This window comes from Paraburkholderia antibiotica (assembly GCF_012927125.1).
Classification (GTDB): domain Bacteria; phylum Pseudomonadota; class Gammaproteobacteria; order Burkholderiales; family Burkholderiaceae; genus Paraburkholderia; species Paraburkholderia antibiotica.
Genome location: NZ_JABBFZ010000018.1, coordinates 37,366 through 52,691 on the forward strand (window position 1 = coordinate 37,366; position 15,326 = coordinate 52,691).

Here is a 15,326-nt window from a genome sequence, read left to right on the forward strand (position 1 = left end):
GGCCGCGCATGCAAACGCTCACGCTCGCGGCCGACCGGCGTCGATCCCGCAACCCTATCGGAACCACGCCGATGTCCGACACCATCAATCTGGAAAACTACTTCGCCCGCATCGGCTATCAGGGCCCGCGCACGGCCACGCTGGACGTGCTGCAGGCGATTCACCGGCTGCATCCCGCCGCGATTCCGTTCGAGAATCTGAATCCGTTGACACGCTGTCCGGTCAGGCTCGACCTCGAATCGATCCAGCGCAAGCTCGTCACGGCCAAACGCGGCGGCTACTGTTTCGAGCAGAACATCCTGTTCGCGAACGTGCTGATGCAACTCGGCTTCAAGGTCACGCCGCTGCTCGCGCGCGTCGTGTGGGGCCGCGAGCCGGGCGCGATTCCGCCGCGCACGCATATGGCGCTGCGCATCGATATCGGCAACGACGCGTGGATCGCCGATGTCGGCTTCGGCGGCGTCACGCTGACCGCGCCGTTGTGTCTGAGTGCGGGGCTCGCGCAACCGATTCCGCTCGGCACGTTCCGGCTCGCCGACGCGGGGCACGACACGCTGTACCTGGAGGTGCAGACGCACGACGGCAATTGGGCGCGTGTCTATCACATCGATCTGGGGCCGGTCGAATGGGTCGATTACGAGACCTCGAACTGGTACACGTCGACGTCGCCGGATTCGGTGTTCGCGCATAACCTGATGGTGTGCCGCGTGCTGCCCGAGTTGCGGCTCGCGCTATTCAACGATCAGTACACCGAGCGCGACGGCGAAGGACAGGTCGTTCTGGAGCGGCGTCTCGCGAGCGCCGCCGAACTGGCCGACTGTCTGCGCGAGCGGTTCGGTCTGAACCTGGAGGATATCGACGTTGGCGACGTGTTCGAGCGTGTGCGTACGCGCGATGGGGCGGCTTGAGGGGAGGCGTGACGAAGGCCCGTCGCTGGGCCTTCGTTTAACGTGGGCGATACCATCGCCATAGTTTCATGATCCCGATATAGGCCAGCACCGCCACAATCAGTTCGATCGTTACCCACACCAGGAAATACAGATCGTCGGGATCGTGCACGCCGAGCAATGCCGAAGCTGCGAACCATGCACGCGCTTCGCGTGGTGACCACTCGTACGAGAACGGGATATAGCGAATCGAGAGCAGGCACAACCCAATGAAAAGGACTACCTTGAACGCCCTATGGGCAAGTGTTGCCATAAGTGACGACCTCGATGGTTCCGTATGCGTGAAGGCCTGAGTTGCGAACGGGGATAGTCATGGTATGCAGCAGTGCCGCGCGGATTTTAAAGAAGTCGTCACGGCTGCGCAGGGTGATACAGCCAAGAGATAGACCACCGCCGCCTGCAGGATGCAACCGGAACTGCCCGCGCTTGACACCGCTAACCCACGTCACATCATCAATCGCCCCATCATTCCGATACAGAGCGAACCACTCACTGTGATCGGTCGGGCTGCCCTTATAAAAATTCCACTCATCTTTTAGCCACGCGATAGCCTTCGAGCCTACGCCACCCGTAGGCCGCGCGACGATCCAGTATTGACCGGCAGGGATGGGGCCGTTATCGGGCACCATCGTGCAGCCGCCACGGTTGCGGTATTGATTGTTGCCAGAGTAGGCGTCGAACGTGCCGACGCCGAAAATGGTAAGAGGTGAAAAAGTATCGTTATTCACCAGAAATTTACCTTGATAAGGCACTGCTCCCCCTTTATCCGCGCTGATGCCAAGATTCGGCCAACGCCTTAACGGGGTAATTCCCCGCCGCCTTACGGTTTTGCTGGCGCTGGCCAAACGTCATTGCTTCCTGCATTGATTTCCTCCCGTTGGTGAAAGCGTTCAACATAGGCGCCACGCTAATCGCGCGTAATCGGATAACTCCGAAATTCGTCTCCCCTTGATCGTCGCAAAAGAAAAGCCCGCAAAAGCGGGCTTTTCTTTGCGACACAGCGTTATTTGAAATTGATGAGTGCGGTGCGCTGAGAATGTTTCGTGGTTTCATGGCGTGGGCCCTCGTTATCCGGCTATTCTGAGTAGGTCGGCAACGCGGTGCGGTTGGCGACAGCGTACGGCGACGCGTCCCCCCCGCTGCAAACGGAAAGCACCGCAGTAAGCACATGAGAGCGCACAACGGAGCACTACAATGGTCTCGCGCCTGATCCTGCAATCGCTTGCATGGCTCGTGTTCATGGGCGTGCTGCTATTCGGCGCGGCCGGCACGTTGGCGTGGCCGGCCGCATGGTGGTATCTGCTGGAGCTCGCATTGTTGAGCCTGTGGCTCGGCTTGTGGCTTGCGCGTCACGATCCCGCGCTGCTTGCCGAGCGGCTCGCGCCGTTCGTGCAGGCACAGCAGAGTCGCTGGGACCGGCTATTCGTCGTCGCGGTCGGGCTCGTGTGGGTCGGCTGGATGATCCTGATGAGCTTCGACGCGATGCGCTTTCGCTGGTCGGCGCCGTTGCCGCTGTGGCTCACGGGCTGCGGTGCACTGTGCGTGCTGCTGTGCATCGTGTGGTGCCGCGACGTGTTTCGCGCGAACAGTTACGCGGCGCCGGTCGTGAAGATCCAGGCCAGCCGCGGACACAAGGTCGCCGACACCGGCCCCTATGCCTATGTCCGTCACCCGATGTACGCCGATGCTCTGCTGTTCTTTCTCGGCACGCCGCTGATGCTCGGCTCGTGGTGGGGGCTCGTGGCGCTGCCGGTGATGGCGTACGGCTTCGGCTGGCGCGCGGTGCGCGAGGAGCGCGTGCTGGCTGAGCAGCTCGGCGGCTACGCGGAGTACATGGCGCGCGTGCGCTATCGCTTCGTGCCGTTTATCTGGTAACACTCGCTGGTAACACCCGCTGGCAGCATGGCGCGGCATTGCCGATGGCCGGCACATAGTGGCCAAAACGCGCGGACTCAATGCATAGGTCAAACGCAGAGACCAGACGCAGGCGCCAAACACAAAGCCCCACCGCAAACCCACCGCACGGGACAAAACCCTCGCCGTCAGCGCTGAACCGGGTAAGATTGGGACCGGCCGCCGGAGAACCGGCCACGGTGTACCACTCGTATCACCGGCGAACCATGCATGAGGTTTGGAGTGAAAACAACGACACACGCGCATCACGTACCTGCGGTACCTGCCCCATCCGCCGCGCCATCCGCCGCGCCGGCCGAATCGATCGAGCCGGGCGCGCAGCAGCAGAACCCCGTCGAACGTCATCGCGACGGTCGCGATAGTCGCGATGGTCGTGATATGCAGCCCAAGGCGATGCCCGCGTACGAGCAGATCAAACGCTACGTGGTCCAGCGCATCAGCGATGGCGCCTGGAAGCCGGGCGGTCTGATTCCTTCCGAAACGGAGCTGGTCAAGGAGTTCGGCGTCGCGCGCATGACGGTGTCGCGCGCGCTGCGCGAGCTGACCGCCGAGCGCGTGCTCACGCGCGTGCAAGGCTCGGGCACCTTCGTCGCGCCGCAGCGTTATGAATCGACGGTGCTGGAAATTCGCAACATCGCCGACGAAATCGCCGCGCGCGATCATCGTCACGCGGCGCGCGTGCTGACGCTCGAACCGAGCGACGACCCCGATGCGCTCGAAGCGCTCGGTCTCGCGAGCGGCCCCGCGTTTCATTCGTGCATCGTGCACAGCGAGGAAGGCGAGCCGATCCAGTACGAGGATCGCTTCGTCAATCCGAAGGTGTTTCCCGAGTACCTGCAGCAGGACTTCTCGGTCGAAACGCCGAATCACTACATGGTGCGGCTCGCGCCGGTGCAGCGCGCCGAGTTTCGCATCTACGCGCAGAAGCCCGACGCCTATGTACGCCGGCATCTGATGATGGATATCGGCGAGCCCTGTCTGCTGCTGTGGCGGCGCACGTGGGTCGGCGAGAACGTCGCGACGTCGGTGCGGCTCTGGCATCCGGCGTCGCGGTTCCATCTGGCGGGGACCGTCTAGTCCGGCTCCCGTCCTACAGATAACGCGCTCGTTACGCGCGCGTTATCTGCGTTATCCCTGACGCTGCGACGTATCCGGCGAGAAGCGGCAGCCGAGCCGGTAGCGCGAACCCGGATGCACGAAGCGCGCGAACGTCACCGCGACGCCGCTCGTCCATGTGCGGCGCGTCAGCGTGAGGCACGGTTCCTCGTGCGGAATTTCGAGCAGTTCCGCTTCGGTGGGCGTGGCCAGCGCGGCGTCGACCACGTGTTCGAGATCGTGCATCGGCACGACCGTCAGCAGATATTCCGACGGCTTCAGCGCCGAGAAATCGTGCTGCAGAAAATCCGGCGCGACGGCCGGATTCACGTAGCGATCTTCGAGTTGCACTGGCAGACCGTTTTCGCGGTGCACGCAGATCACATGAAACACCGACGCCCCCGGCGCGAGCCCCAACGCATTCGATACCGTCACCGACGCGCTCTCGCGCTGCAACAGCACCACGTCGCAACGGTACGCATGACCGCGCGAGCGGATTTCGTCGCCGATATGGGCGATCATCAGCAGCGTCGATTGCGGCTTGTTCGGTGCGACGAAGGTGCCGACTCCGGACACGCGCGTGACGAGCCCCGCATCCGCGAGTTCGCGCAACGCGCGATTGACGGTCATGCGCGACACGCCGAGCGTGGCGACGAGGTCGAGTTCGGAGGGCAGGCGGTCGCCCGCCTGACGCTCGCCCGAATCGATGATCTGGCGGATATGCTGCTTGACCTGTTTGTAGCGCGCGGCCGGCGCGTTGTCCGCGCCGCGCGCACCGACGGGCGCCTGGGCGCGGGTGCTGGTGTGCCTGGTCGCGGCACCGGGCGTAGCACCGGCCGCGGCGGCGGGTTGGCTCCGGGGCTTGCCGCGCACGGTCGGGCTCATAGCGGTTGGGCGTCGTCGGGGCCGCGCGTCCAGAACGCATTGCGGTCGAAATAGTTTTGCAGGAACTGCCGCAGACGCGGCTGCGCGGCATCGTGGAACACGTCGCGCGGCTTGCCCTCGACGGCGATGCGGCCTTGATCGATGAACACGACCTTGTCGGCGACCTGCGCGGCGAAGCCCATTTCGTGCGTGACCACGGCCATCGTCATGCCGTCGCGCGCGAGCTGCTTCATCACCTGCAGCACTTCGCCGACGAGTTCGGGATCGAGCGCCGAGGTCGGCTCGTCGAACAGCATGATGTGCGGTTCCATCGCGAGCGCGCGTGCAATCGCGACGCGCTGTTGCTGACCGCCCGACAGCTTCGCCGGATACGCATCGCCCTTGTGCGCGAGGCCGACCGTCTCCAGCATCGCGTTCGCGCGGCGGCGCGCTTCGTCGTGCGACAGGCGACGCACGCGCAGCAGCGCTTCCATCACGTTGCCGAGCGCGGTCATGTGCGGCCACAGGTTGAACTGCTGGAACACCATGCCGACGTTGCGGCGCACGCGGTTGATCTCGCCGTGCGATGCACGCACGCGGCGGCCGTTGCGCTCGGTATAGCCGAGCAGTTCGCCTTCGATGCGCACGTCGCCGTGGTCGTAGGTTTCGAGCGCGGCGAGGCAGCGCAAGAGCGTGCTCTTGCCCGAGCCCGATGGCCCGATGATGCAGACCACTTCGGAGCGCGCGATCTCGAGATCGACGCCGCGTAGCACCTCGACGTCGCCGAAGCGTTTGCGCAGATCGCGCACCTGGATCAGCGGCGCGGCGGACGCTGAGTGAGCGGAAGGCGCGGCGGATTGCACGGAAGAGGGCATATCGGCGATGGCGTTCATAAGTGCTCCTGAATCATGCCATGAAGCGTGCGAGACGGGCTTCGGCCCACATGCCCGCGCGCGAGGTCAGCTCGACCAGCGCGAGGTAGCACACGCACAGCACCAGCAGGGTTTCGACGAAAGCGAAGGTGGCCGAGCCGATGCCGGTCATCACGAACGTCAGCTCGGGCACGGTGACGATCGACAGCACGGCGGTTTCCTTGCTCAGCACGATGATCAGATTGGTCAGCGCGGGCACGATCAGCACCAGCATCTGCGGCGCCTGAATGCGCAGGATCGCTTGCCAGCGCGACAGGCCGAGACACGACGCCGCTTCGAGATGGCCTTTCGGCACCGACTGGAAGCCGGAGCGGAACGCCTCGGCGAAATACGCGCTGCCGTAGAGGCCCAGACCGACGATGCCGGCCGTCATCGGTTCGAGCGTGAGCCCGATCGACGGGCCGCCGTAGTACAGCAGAAACAGCTGCACCAGAAACGGCGTGCCGCGCAGCAGTTCGATATAGACGCGCAGCGCCGCGCGCAGCCACGGGCCGCAGAACAGTTGCAGCACCGCGATCAGAAAGCCGATCGCGAGACCGATCGCGACGCCCGCGGCCCAACTGCCGAGCGTCGTCGCGAGACCGGCGGCGATCGGCTGCAGGTTGCGCGTAATGACGGTGGGATCGAACGTTTGCATGGCGGCGGATTGAGCGTGGGGGTCGGGGCGATCAGGCGTGCTGCAAACGATATTCGGCCGCGTGCGCGACGAGCGCGAGCGTGCCGCAGATCACGAAATAGATGAACCCCGCCGCGAGATACGCTTCGAGCGGACGGTAGGTGCTCGCGGCGATGTTCTGCGCGGTGCGCGTGAGTTCGGCAACGCCGACCACCGAGATCAGCGACGAGGCCTTGATCAGCAGCACCATTTCGTTGACGAGCGACGGCAGCGTCAGACGAAAGGCCTGCGGCACCAGAATGCGCCGCAGCATATCGAGCGGCGACAGGCCGAGCATGCGCGCGGCCTCAAGATGGCCCGGTGGAATGCTCAGAAAGCCGCCGCGCAGAATCTCGGCGATATACGACGCGGAGCACAGCGACACCGCGCTGATCGCGGCGACGATCGGCGACACGTTGATGCCGGCGAACGGCAGCAGGTAGTAGACGAGCAGCAGTTGCACGAGCATCGGCACGCCGCGAAAGAAGAACACGTACGCGCCGCCCGCGAGACGCGCGGCACGATGTTGCGAAAGCCGCGCGCTGCACACGCCGATGCCGACGAAGAAGCCGATCACGAGCCCCGTCAGCGAAATGCCGATGGTGGCGAGCGCCGCATGCATCAGCAGCGGCAGGCCCTGAACGAAGACAGTCGTGTTGAACATGACGGTGACGGCCGGGGAGTGGAAAGGGCGGCGCGCTCTGCGGCGCTGCTATCGCAAAGCAGCGCGCATCGCCCGTGCTGTAGAAGCTGTAGAAGCGATCAGTAATTCGGCGTCGGCAGCGTACTCGGCATGTCCATCGCGACGCCGAACCATTTCTTCTGCAGCGTGGCGAGGCGGCCGTCCTTCTGCATCTTCACGAGCGCCGCGTTGAACGCATCGGCGAGCGGTTTGCTGTCGGCGTCCTTGCGCAGCGCGTACGCGAAGTACACCTTCGCGCCGAACGGCGGCTGCACGACCGCGAACATCTCGGGACGCTGCTTCGCGACATACGCGATGTTGGTCATCGAGTTCGCGACCGCCGCGATGCGGCCGGCGGCGAGGTCCGCGTAAGCCTGGTTGTTGTCGACGTACTCGCGGATTTCCGGCGGCTTCGGCAGCGTAGCCACATAGCTCTTCAACTGGTCGAGTTGCGCGGTGCCCTTGCCGGCGCCGACCGTCTTGCCGGCGATATCCGACGATTGCTTGAGCGCCGTATCGTTGGCGCGCTTGAGCAGCGCGTCGGTCGCATCGGCAACCGGCAGCGTGTACGTGTAGCGTTCCATGCGCGCCTTCGTGACGGTCAGCGGGCCGCCCACCATGTCGAACTTGCCCGCTTCGAGACCGGGCAGCACGCTTGGCCACGGCAGATCGATGAAGCGCACCTTCACGCCGATTTCCTTGCCGATCTCCGCGAACAGATCCTTGTTGAAGCCGGCCTGCTGACCGTTTTCGAGGAAGTCGAACGGCGCGAACTGCATTTCGGTGCCGACCACCAGTTCGCCGGATTTCTTCACTTTGGCGAGCTGGTCGTCGGCATGGGCGGAAACGCTTGCCGCGCACAGCGCCAGCATGGCCAGACGACATTTCCAGCCTGCAAGGATACGCATGGGGTTCTCCGGGGCGAGTAGATTCGGTGGTTGAAATGTTCTGGTCCGAACGCACGATGGCGCTTGCGCGTCGCAGTGCCTGCAGGGCAGTATATACCGCGTTTCCGGCAAAAAATAAATGCTGTCGCGAGTAGAGAAAAGCCCTGATATGAAGGAGCGCGAAGCAACTTGCCGCGATGCTTTTGGCGGTATATACAACTGCAATGCAGGCGGTGCGGCGTAAGTGTCGAAGAGGCTCGCGCCGCGTCTTTCGTCAGCGGAAAGCCGCCGTGGCCGGAACCCGTTCAATCGATTCCCGAAGGAGCAGCGCGATGTCCGTGACCCGCATTCCGATCATCGATCTTGCCGGCGTACGCGCGGGCGATCCGCACGCGCTGCAACGCGTCGCGAAGCAGATTCACGACGCGTGCACGACGATCGGCTTTTTTTACATCGTCAATCATGGCGTGCCGCAAGCGATGATCGACGCGGCCGCGCAAGCCGCGCGCACGTTCTTCGCGTTTCCGGTCGAGACCAAGCGGCGCGCGGCGGTCAATCTTCGGCATCGCGGCTTCAATGCGCTCGGCGACGCGACGATGTATCAGGCGAAACGCCCCGACTACAAGGAGTTTTTCAGCATCGGTCTCGAACTGCCCGAAGACGATCCCGACGTGCTCGCGGGCCAGGCGCTGCGCGGGCCGAACAACTGGCCCGACTTCATGCCTGAATTGAGGCCGGCGCTGTACGACTACTACGAGGCGGTCGGCGCATGCGGCGCCGATCTGCTGCGCGCGGTCGCGGCGAGTCTCGGTGTCGATGAAAATTTCTTCGCGCCGCGCTACACGAAGCGGATGCAGCGCACGCAGATGGTCTACTATCCGCCGCAGCCGCCGCAATCGGATCAGGACCAGTTCGGCGTCGCGCCGCATACCGACTACGGCTGCATCACGCTGCTGTGGCAGGATCAGGTGGGCGGCCTGCAGGTGCGCGAAATCGCCAACGATACGTGGATCGATGCGCCGCCGCTCGAAGGCAGCTTCGTCGTCAACGTCGGCGATCTGCTCGCGCGCTGGACCAACGACCGCTTTCGCTCGACGCTGCATCGCGTGATTAATGCATCGGGGCGCGAGCGCTATTCGATCGCAACGTTCTACGATCCGACCTACGGCGCGCTCGTCGATCCGCGCGAACTCGGCGCGGGCGATGCGCCGGGCGCGCAGGTCGAATATCCACCGGTCGCCGCCGGCGACTACATACTCGGGCGCATCAACGACTCGATGGGCTATCGCCGGAAACTCGCCGCGGCGGCACAGCAAGGAACCGTTGCATGACAGAGCAGAGCAGCACGCACGATAAAACCACCGCCGCTGTTACGGCCACCGCGCCGCTCGCGGCGACACTCGACGCATTGCGAGCCGTCCTCGGCGACGATGGCGTGCGCGTCGGCGCGCAGATTGGCGAACGCGCGATGACCGACTGGACGCGCCACGATCCCACGCGCCCGGCCGCGCTGCTGGTGCCGCGCACTGTCGACGAAGTATCGCGCGCGCTCGCGATCTGCCACGCCGCGCATCAGCCGGTGGTGCCGCAAGGCGGCATGACCGGACTCGCGGGCGGCGCGATCGCACGCACGAGCGATCTCGCGCTGTCGCTCGAACGACTCAGCGGCGTGGAGGAACTCGACACCGCGTCGGCGACGCTGACCGTGCGCGCCGGCACCACGTTGCAGGCCGCGCAGGAAGCGGCGGAGCAGGCGGGCTTCGAACTCGCGCTCGATCTCGGCGCGCGCGGCTCGTGTCAGATCGGCGGCAATCTGGCGACCAACGCGGGCGGCAATCGCGTGATCCAGTCCGGTACTGCGCGCGATCAGGTGCTCGGGCTCGAAGTGGTGCTCGCGAATGGCGACGTGCTGAGCTCGCTCGGCAAGATGGTGAAGAACAACACCGGCTACGATCTGAAGCACTGGTTCATCGGTTCGGAGGGCACGCTCGGCGTGATTACGCGTGCGGTGTTGCGGCTGCATCCGCGGCGCGCCGCGCGTCATACGGCGCTCGTCGCGCTCGGCGATTACGATGCGGCGGTGAGTCTGCTGCGGCGACTCGCGACGCGCTTCGGCAACGACATCGGCGCGTTTGAGATCATGTGGCCGGATTTCTACGACTTTGGCGTGAAGCTGACGGGCGCACGCTCGCCGTTCGACACCGCGCATCCGCTGTATGCGCTGATCGAGCACGCGGGCTTCGATGCGAACGACGACGGCTCGCGCTTCGCGCAAGCGCTGACTGACGCGCTCGAAGCGGGCGCGTTGCGCGACGCGGTGATCGCGCAGTCGGTGGCCGATGCGCGCGCGTTGTGGGCGATTCGTGAATGCACGGCCGAGTTTCCGATTAAACTCGATCCGATCAACTTCGACGTGAGCCTGCCGATCGGCGAGATCGGTGCGTTCGTCGAGCGTTGCCGCGCGGCGCTCGATCAGCGCTGGCCCGGCAACGAAGCGTATTTCTTCGGCCACATCGGCGACTCGAATCTGCATCTGACCGTCGACGGCCGTTCGGTGCCCGGCGTCGATCATCACTCGGTGTATGCGTTCGTCTATGAGATGCTGGGGCCGTTGCGCGGCTCGGTGTCGGCCGAGCATGGGATCGGTTCGCTGAAGCGCGAGTTCCTGCCGATCTCGCGCTCGCCGGTGGAGCTGGCGGCGATGGTCGCGATCAAACGCGCGCTCGATCCGCACGGCATTCTGAATCCGGGCAAGCTGTTCTGAGTCGGCGGTGCGTGGTTGAACGAAGCGGCGCGTACGCCGCTTCCTGAAGCAACGATCTTTGAATTAACGAGTCGTCACTGCACTCAGTGCGCGGCAACCGGCTCGAGCCCGGTCGCGCGCACCGTGTCCTGCGCCGCCGGCGATGACAGATACTCGAGCAGCGCCTTCGCTTCGCGCGGATGCGGCGCGTTCACCGGAATGCCAGCCGCGAAGCGCGTGACCGATTGCACCGAATCCGGAATCTTGCCGACGAAGGTCGCGCCCTTCACCGGCAGCAATTCGCTGACCTGCTGGAAGCCGATTTCGTATTCGCCGCTCGCGACCACCGACGCGACCGGAATCTTCGGCACCATCTTTGCCTTCGCGCCGACCTGATCCTCGATACCGAGCTTTTTGAACAGCTCGCGCTGGATATAGACGCCGCTCGCGCTATCCGAGTACGCAATCGACTTCGCGTGCAGTAGCGTTTGCTTCAGGCCTTCGATGGTGCTGATGTCCGGCTTCGGCGCGCCGTCGCGTACGACCATGCCGATCGGCGAATCGGCGAGTTCGACGCGCGAGCCGGGAATGACCTTACCCTGTTTGATCAGATCGTCGAGCGCATAGCCGACCATGATGACGACGTCGGCGGGCTCGCCGCGCGCGAGCCGGTTCGGAATCGCTTCCGGTGCCTGACCCATCGACGGGCCGAGGATCGTCTCGAGCGTGTTGCCGCTCGATGCCGCGAACTGCGGCCCGAGCTGTTTGTACGCGGCGGTGAAGCCGCCGGAGGTCATTACGCGAAGTTCGGCCGCCTGCACCGGCATGGCGGCGACACTGTTGCCGAGCAGTCCGGCGGCACACAAGGCCAGCAAGAATTTTTTCATCGGTATGCGGGGAGAGAGCGAAAGGGATGTCAGCGCGACGAAAGCATTGATGTGCTCGCGTCGCGCAACAGGTACCATACCGGAAGATGGGCGCGGCGAGAACCCGTCGCGCGTGGATCACGCGTGGCGCATCAACGAGCGGCGGGCCGTGCGTGGCAGTGTGAGTGTGGCGCGTACCGCGCCGCGCTCAGTGTTCGTCCAGATAGCGGACGATCAGCGGATAAACGTCGACCGCCGCGTTCTTGCCGAAGATGCAGTCGATATGGCCGTAGCCGGGAATCAGATGCCGTTCGTACGGCTGCTCGGGGAAGCGGTTGCGCAGCATCTCGAACGTGAGTTCGGTGCTCCGCGGCAGATAGGTTTCGTTTTTCTCGCCGTGAATAAAGCCGATTGGCAAACGCATGCCTTCGAGTCCTTTCATGCCGTTCGCGCCGGTGAGATACACGTTCCCGCCCTGCGCATCGACGACATGGCCGGCGCGCACCATCGCGGCCAGATGCTGGAACACGGCCATATCGTGAATGCCGAACAGCTCCTGCAGGTTCGCGTGCAGCGTTTCGTTCAACTGCTCGTGCTCGTAGAGCAGCCCATACAGGAACGTCGCGCGATGACAGATCGGACTGCCGCAGCCCTCGTCGTGATCGAGCGGATAGAGGCGCAGTGCTTCGTCGAACAGATTGGCGGGCCATGAGGCGTGCTGCGTGTAGGCGGTGAGGTCGTGCACGCGCAGATGCTGCATCAGATCCGGGATATGCAAGCCGGCTTTGACGCGTTGCAGCGTGCCCGGCACCGGATGCGCGGAGACCTGCGAGATGACCGCCGAGCGCACGCCCGCGAGCCCGTACAGCAGCGACATGCTGAGCGCGAGTCCGCCCATGCAGTGGCCGAGCACCTGGATCGCCGGCGCGCCGGTCAGTTCGCGAATCTTCGCGACCGCGGCGGGGAGGTCCTCGCGCGCGACCTTGTCGACGTTGGTCGGCACCAGCACGCTCGGCAGTTCGATGCTCACACGCAGATCGACGAGCCACACGTCGTAGCCGGACGCGCACAGATATTCGACGAGATTGGTCGGAATCAGATCGGTCGAAAAGATTCGACTCGATACGCCCGAGCCGTGCACCAGCAGCACCGGCTTCGCGTGCTTCGCGCCGGCTGCGTCGCAGTAGCGCGTGAGCTTCAGTGACGTGCCGTCGGGCGTCGTGAAGAACGTGATTTGGGGCGCTGGCGCGCGCAGCGTGCGCTTCGCGCGCGGCGGCAGGTTCGGGTCGTAGAACTGCAAGGGCGCAGCGACGCCGCCGTATTCGGTGAACAGCACGCCCGCGAAGAACCGGCCGAACTTCAGCGTCCATTCGAGGCGTGTTTTCAGATCGGGCGCATGCGTGACTTCGAGCGTGCGCTGCTGCTTCAGGAAGTTTTCGGGCGTGATGATCAGCGTCGCGGTGCCGAGCACGGGCGCGGTGTCTTCGGCCGATGCGCGGATTTCCGCATACAGCGTGTTGGTTTGCTCCCACAGATTGATCGGCGACGTGTGCGTGATGATCTTCTTGCCGGTCAGATAGAAGGTGTTGCCTTCGGCCGCGTCGAGCGTCATGTGGTAAGTCATGTTGCGCTCGTCGACATCCGATGCATCGACGATGAACAGGTTGAACGTGCCGTCGGTGATCGTTAGCGGTTGCGCGGAGAGTGCGGGGCAGGTGAGCGTGCCGGCGGTGCGCGCCAGATGATTCGGGTTGCTGAGCATATCGGCGAGATCGTCGGACTCGACGGTCAGCGTGAATTCGATCGGGCTTGATGCTGCGCCTGCGCCGGTTCCTGCGCCGTGGCCTGTGTAAGTGCCGACCATCGTCTCGGTGAAACGCAGACCGATTTTCTGCGCGGGCGGCGCGGTGGCCGCGCCTTTCGCCGCATAGTCGATCGACCAGCCATGGCTTTGCGCAAGCAGCGCGCAGTTGCGCTCGGCGAGCGCGGAGATCGTCAGCAGCGGATTCACGCCGAGCGACATCGGCATCACCGCGCCGTCCATCACGTAGAGGCCGTCATGCACCGCTGCGCCGGTCGTGCCGCTGAACACGCGGCCCAGATGATCGACGACGCCATGCTCCGCATCCTCGCCCATCCCGCAGCCGCCGAGCGGATGCACGGTGACGGTGCGTCGGCCGAGCAGCGGCGTCGAGATCGGGTTGCGCAGATACTTGCCGCCGAGCGGCGCGGTGGCCTTGATCAGCACGTCCTCGATGGTTTGATAGAGCGGCTGCTGTCCGGCGTTTTTCCACGCGATGCGCGCGCGGCCGCGCTCGTCGATCTTGATGTGGCCGTCTTCGTCGTCGTGCGCCATCACGAGGTAGCTTTGCGTGTGATGCAGCGCGCCGTGATACGGGCCGCGCAGCAGGCTGTCGAGCGTGCGCGCGTCGTAGGCGAGTCGCTCGTGCAGCGGCGGCGCGCCGGTCGGGTCGACGCCTTCGAGCGGTGCGACCGCGCCGAGCATGCCGACGAGCGCTTCGCCGACCGCGCCGGCGAGCGAGCCTTCCTCGATCACATAGCCATCCTTAACGTTATCGGCCGATGCGCGATTGTCGATCAGACCGGTAATGGTCGGCCCGACCGGCTCGATCTCGCCGGCGTGGTGCCCACCCCAGCCGACGCCGTTGATCGTGTCCCGGGTGTTGTACGCGAACGCGAGCACGTCGCCATTGCCGGTGAAATGCCGGCCGAGCATCTCCGAGGTGCCGAGGCCGGCCTCACGCGAGCGCAGCAGTAGCGCGGTCGAGCCGAGCGTGCCCGCCGCGACGATCACGATGTCGGCCAGCACGAACAGATCGGGCGCGCCGTAGCTTTCGCGTCCCAGCTCGACGAGCTGGAAATCGACTTTCCACTGCTGCGTGTCCGGATCGCGCTGCACCGAATGCACGGCGGTGCCGGTGAAAATCTGCGCGCCGTGCGCGACCGCGTCGGGCAGATAGTTCATATGCGTCGAGTTCTTCGCGTCGTAGTTGCACCCCGAGTTGCAATCGCCGCAACCGACGCACGCCTGCTGTTCGACCCCCGCCGCGTTCGCACCCGCCTTGAAGGTCACCGTGATCGGCGGACGGCTGAAACGGTCCGCCATGCCGAGCGCCTGGGCCGATTTTTCGAGCGCCTGCAATTTCGGCAGCGTCGGGAAAGCGGCCGGCACGGGCGATGGCGACAGCATCTCCCACGCGAGCGCATAGCCCTTGTCGCGGCCGCTCTGGTCCGCGCGCAACGCGGCCGGCCAGCGCGGATCGTCCCACAGACGCGGATCGGCGCGCAGCGCGACGTTCGCATTGATCAGCGACGTGCCGCCGAGCCCGCAGCCGACCACCGCGTTGACGTCTTCGTTGACGTGCACTTCGAGCAGCGCGAGTCGCGAGCCGATCTGCGCGGCGGCGGTGTTGTACTGGATCTGCTCCGCGCCTTGCACGGCCGTGCGCGGATACTCGCCGGCCATGAATTCGCGGCCGCGTTCGAGCACGCACACCCGGCGCCCGGCACGCGCCATCCGGCTCGCGGCGATCGCGCCGCCGTAGCCCGAACCTATCACCACCACCTCGTAATGCGCTTGCAGCGCCGTCGGCGCGCTCGATAAGCGGTTCATCAGGACCACCTCGTCTGGAGTCGGATGCGGGGAACGGAGGCTGTACTTCGGAACAAAGACGGCGTGCGGCGGCAGCTTTTTTATCGTAGGCGGAATGCGCACACAAA

14 protein-coding genes are annotated in these 15,326 nt (G+C 64.9%); 5 read left to right on the forward strand and 9 right to left on the reverse strand.

The window, feature by feature from the left end:
* Nucleotides 1-71 precede the first annotated feature (71 nt).
* Entirely contained in the window at nucleotides 72-908 is an 837-nt protein-coding gene (locus tag HHL14_RS24960; protein WP_169500259.1) for an arylamine N-acetyltransferase family protein, read from the forward strand.
* Nucleotides 909-945: 37 nt separating this feature from the next.
* Here the strand turns inward: HHL14_RS24960 and HHL14_RS24965 are convergent, their stop codons facing one another.
* Both HHL14_RS24965 and HHL14_RS24970 read right to left on the reverse strand, forming a co-directional pair.
* Nucleotides 946-1,200: a hypothetical protein gene (locus HHL14_RS24965; protein WP_169500260.1), complete on the reverse strand. Its 255-nt coding sequence runs from the start codon at nucleotides 1,198-1,200 to the stop codon at nucleotides 946-948.
* Nucleotides 1,181-1,699 carry a DUF2778 domain-containing protein gene (locus HHL14_RS24970; protein WP_169500338.1) on the reverse strand — a complete coding sequence of 173 codons (519 nt, stop codon included), beginning with the start codon at nucleotides 1,697-1,699 and terminating at the stop codon, nucleotides 1,181-1,183. The genes HHL14_RS24965 and HHL14_RS24970 overlap by 20 nt, the downstream gene beginning before the upstream one ends.
* A 442-nt stretch (nucleotides 1,700-2,141) precedes the next feature.
* Between HHL14_RS24970 and HHL14_RS24975 the strand changes: the two genes are divergently transcribed.
* The gene (locus HHL14_RS24975) at nucleotides 2,142-2,822 is read left to right on the forward strand and encodes a methyltransferase family protein (RefSeq protein WP_169500261.1); all 681 of its coding nucleotides are present in this window, start codon (nucleotides 2,142-2,144) and stop codon (nucleotides 2,820-2,822) included.
* Between the two features lie 261 nt (nucleotides 2,823-3,083).
* A complete protein-coding gene (gene hutC / locus HHL14_RS24980; RefSeq protein ID WP_407945304.1) occupies nucleotides 3,084-3,938 on the forward strand; it encodes a histidine utilization repressor in 855 nt (284 codons plus the stop codon).
* Between the two features lie 51 nt (nucleotides 3,939-3,989).
* Here the strand turns inward: hutC (HHL14_RS24980) and hutC (HHL14_RS24985) are convergent, their stop codons facing one another.
* The 5 genes from hutC (HHL14_RS24985) to HHL14_RS25005 all read right to left on the reverse strand — a co-directional run bounded on the left by hutC (HHL14_RS24985) (nucleotide 3,990) and on the right by HHL14_RS25005 (nucleotide 7,997).
* Nucleotides 3,990-4,841, reverse strand: coding sequence for a histidine utilization repressor (hutC, locus tag HHL14_RS24985; protein WP_169500262.1), 852 nt, complete (start codon nucleotides 4,839-4,841; stop codon nucleotides 3,990-3,992).
* Nucleotides 4,838-5,713 (reverse strand): amino acid ABC transporter ATP-binding protein, encoded by an 876-nt coding sequence (locus HHL14_RS24990; RefSeq protein WP_169500263.1) that lies wholly within the window; start codon nucleotides 5,711-5,713, stop codon nucleotides 4,838-4,840. The genes hutC (HHL14_RS24985) and HHL14_RS24990 overlap by 4 nt, the downstream gene beginning before the upstream one ends.
* 13 nt (nucleotides 5,714-5,726) lie before the next feature.
* Nucleotides 5,727-6,389, reverse strand: coding sequence for an amino acid ABC transporter permease (locus HHL14_RS24995; protein WP_169500264.1), 663 nt, complete (start codon nucleotides 6,387-6,389; stop codon nucleotides 5,727-5,729).
* A 31-nt stretch (nucleotides 6,390-6,420) separates the two neighbouring features.
* A complete protein-coding gene (locus HHL14_RS25000; RefSeq protein ID WP_169500265.1) occupies nucleotides 6,421-7,071 on the reverse strand; it encodes an amino acid ABC transporter permease in 651 nt (216 codons plus the stop codon).
* Nucleotides 7,072-7,169: 98 nt separating this feature from the next.
* A complete protein-coding gene (locus HHL14_RS25005; RefSeq protein WP_169500266.1) occupies nucleotides 7,170-7,997 on the reverse strand; it encodes a transporter substrate-binding domain-containing protein in 828 nt (275 codons plus the stop codon).
* A 311-nt stretch (nucleotides 7,998-8,308) separates the two neighbouring features.
* On the opposite strand from HHL14_RS25005, the gene HHL14_RS25010 reads away from it, so the two are divergent.
* Nucleotides 8,309-9,307: an isopenicillin N synthase family dioxygenase gene (locus HHL14_RS25010; RefSeq protein ID WP_169500267.1), complete on the forward strand. Its 999-nt coding sequence runs from the start codon at nucleotides 8,309-8,311 to the stop codon at nucleotides 9,305-9,307.
* Entirely contained in the window at nucleotides 9,304-10,740 is a 1,437-nt protein-coding gene (locus HHL14_RS25015; RefSeq protein WP_169500268.1) for an FAD-binding oxidoreductase, read from the forward strand. Before HHL14_RS25010 ends, HHL14_RS25015 begins: the two co-directional genes overlap by 4 nt.
* A gap of 83 nt (nucleotides 10,741-10,823) precedes the next feature.
* Here HHL14_RS25015 and HHL14_RS25020 read toward each other — a convergent pair whose 3' ends face one another.
* Nucleotides 10,824-11,606, reverse strand: coding sequence for a substrate-binding domain-containing protein (locus HHL14_RS25020; protein ID WP_169500269.1), 783 nt, complete (start codon nucleotides 11,604-11,606; stop codon nucleotides 10,824-10,826).
* Between the two features lie 187 nt (nucleotides 11,607-11,793).
* Nucleotides 11,794-15,219, reverse strand: coding sequence for an alpha/beta fold hydrolase (locus tag HHL14_RS25025; protein WP_169500270.1), 3,426 nt, complete (start codon nucleotides 15,217-15,219; stop codon nucleotides 11,794-11,796).
* Nucleotides 15,220-15,326: the final 107 nt, after the last annotated feature.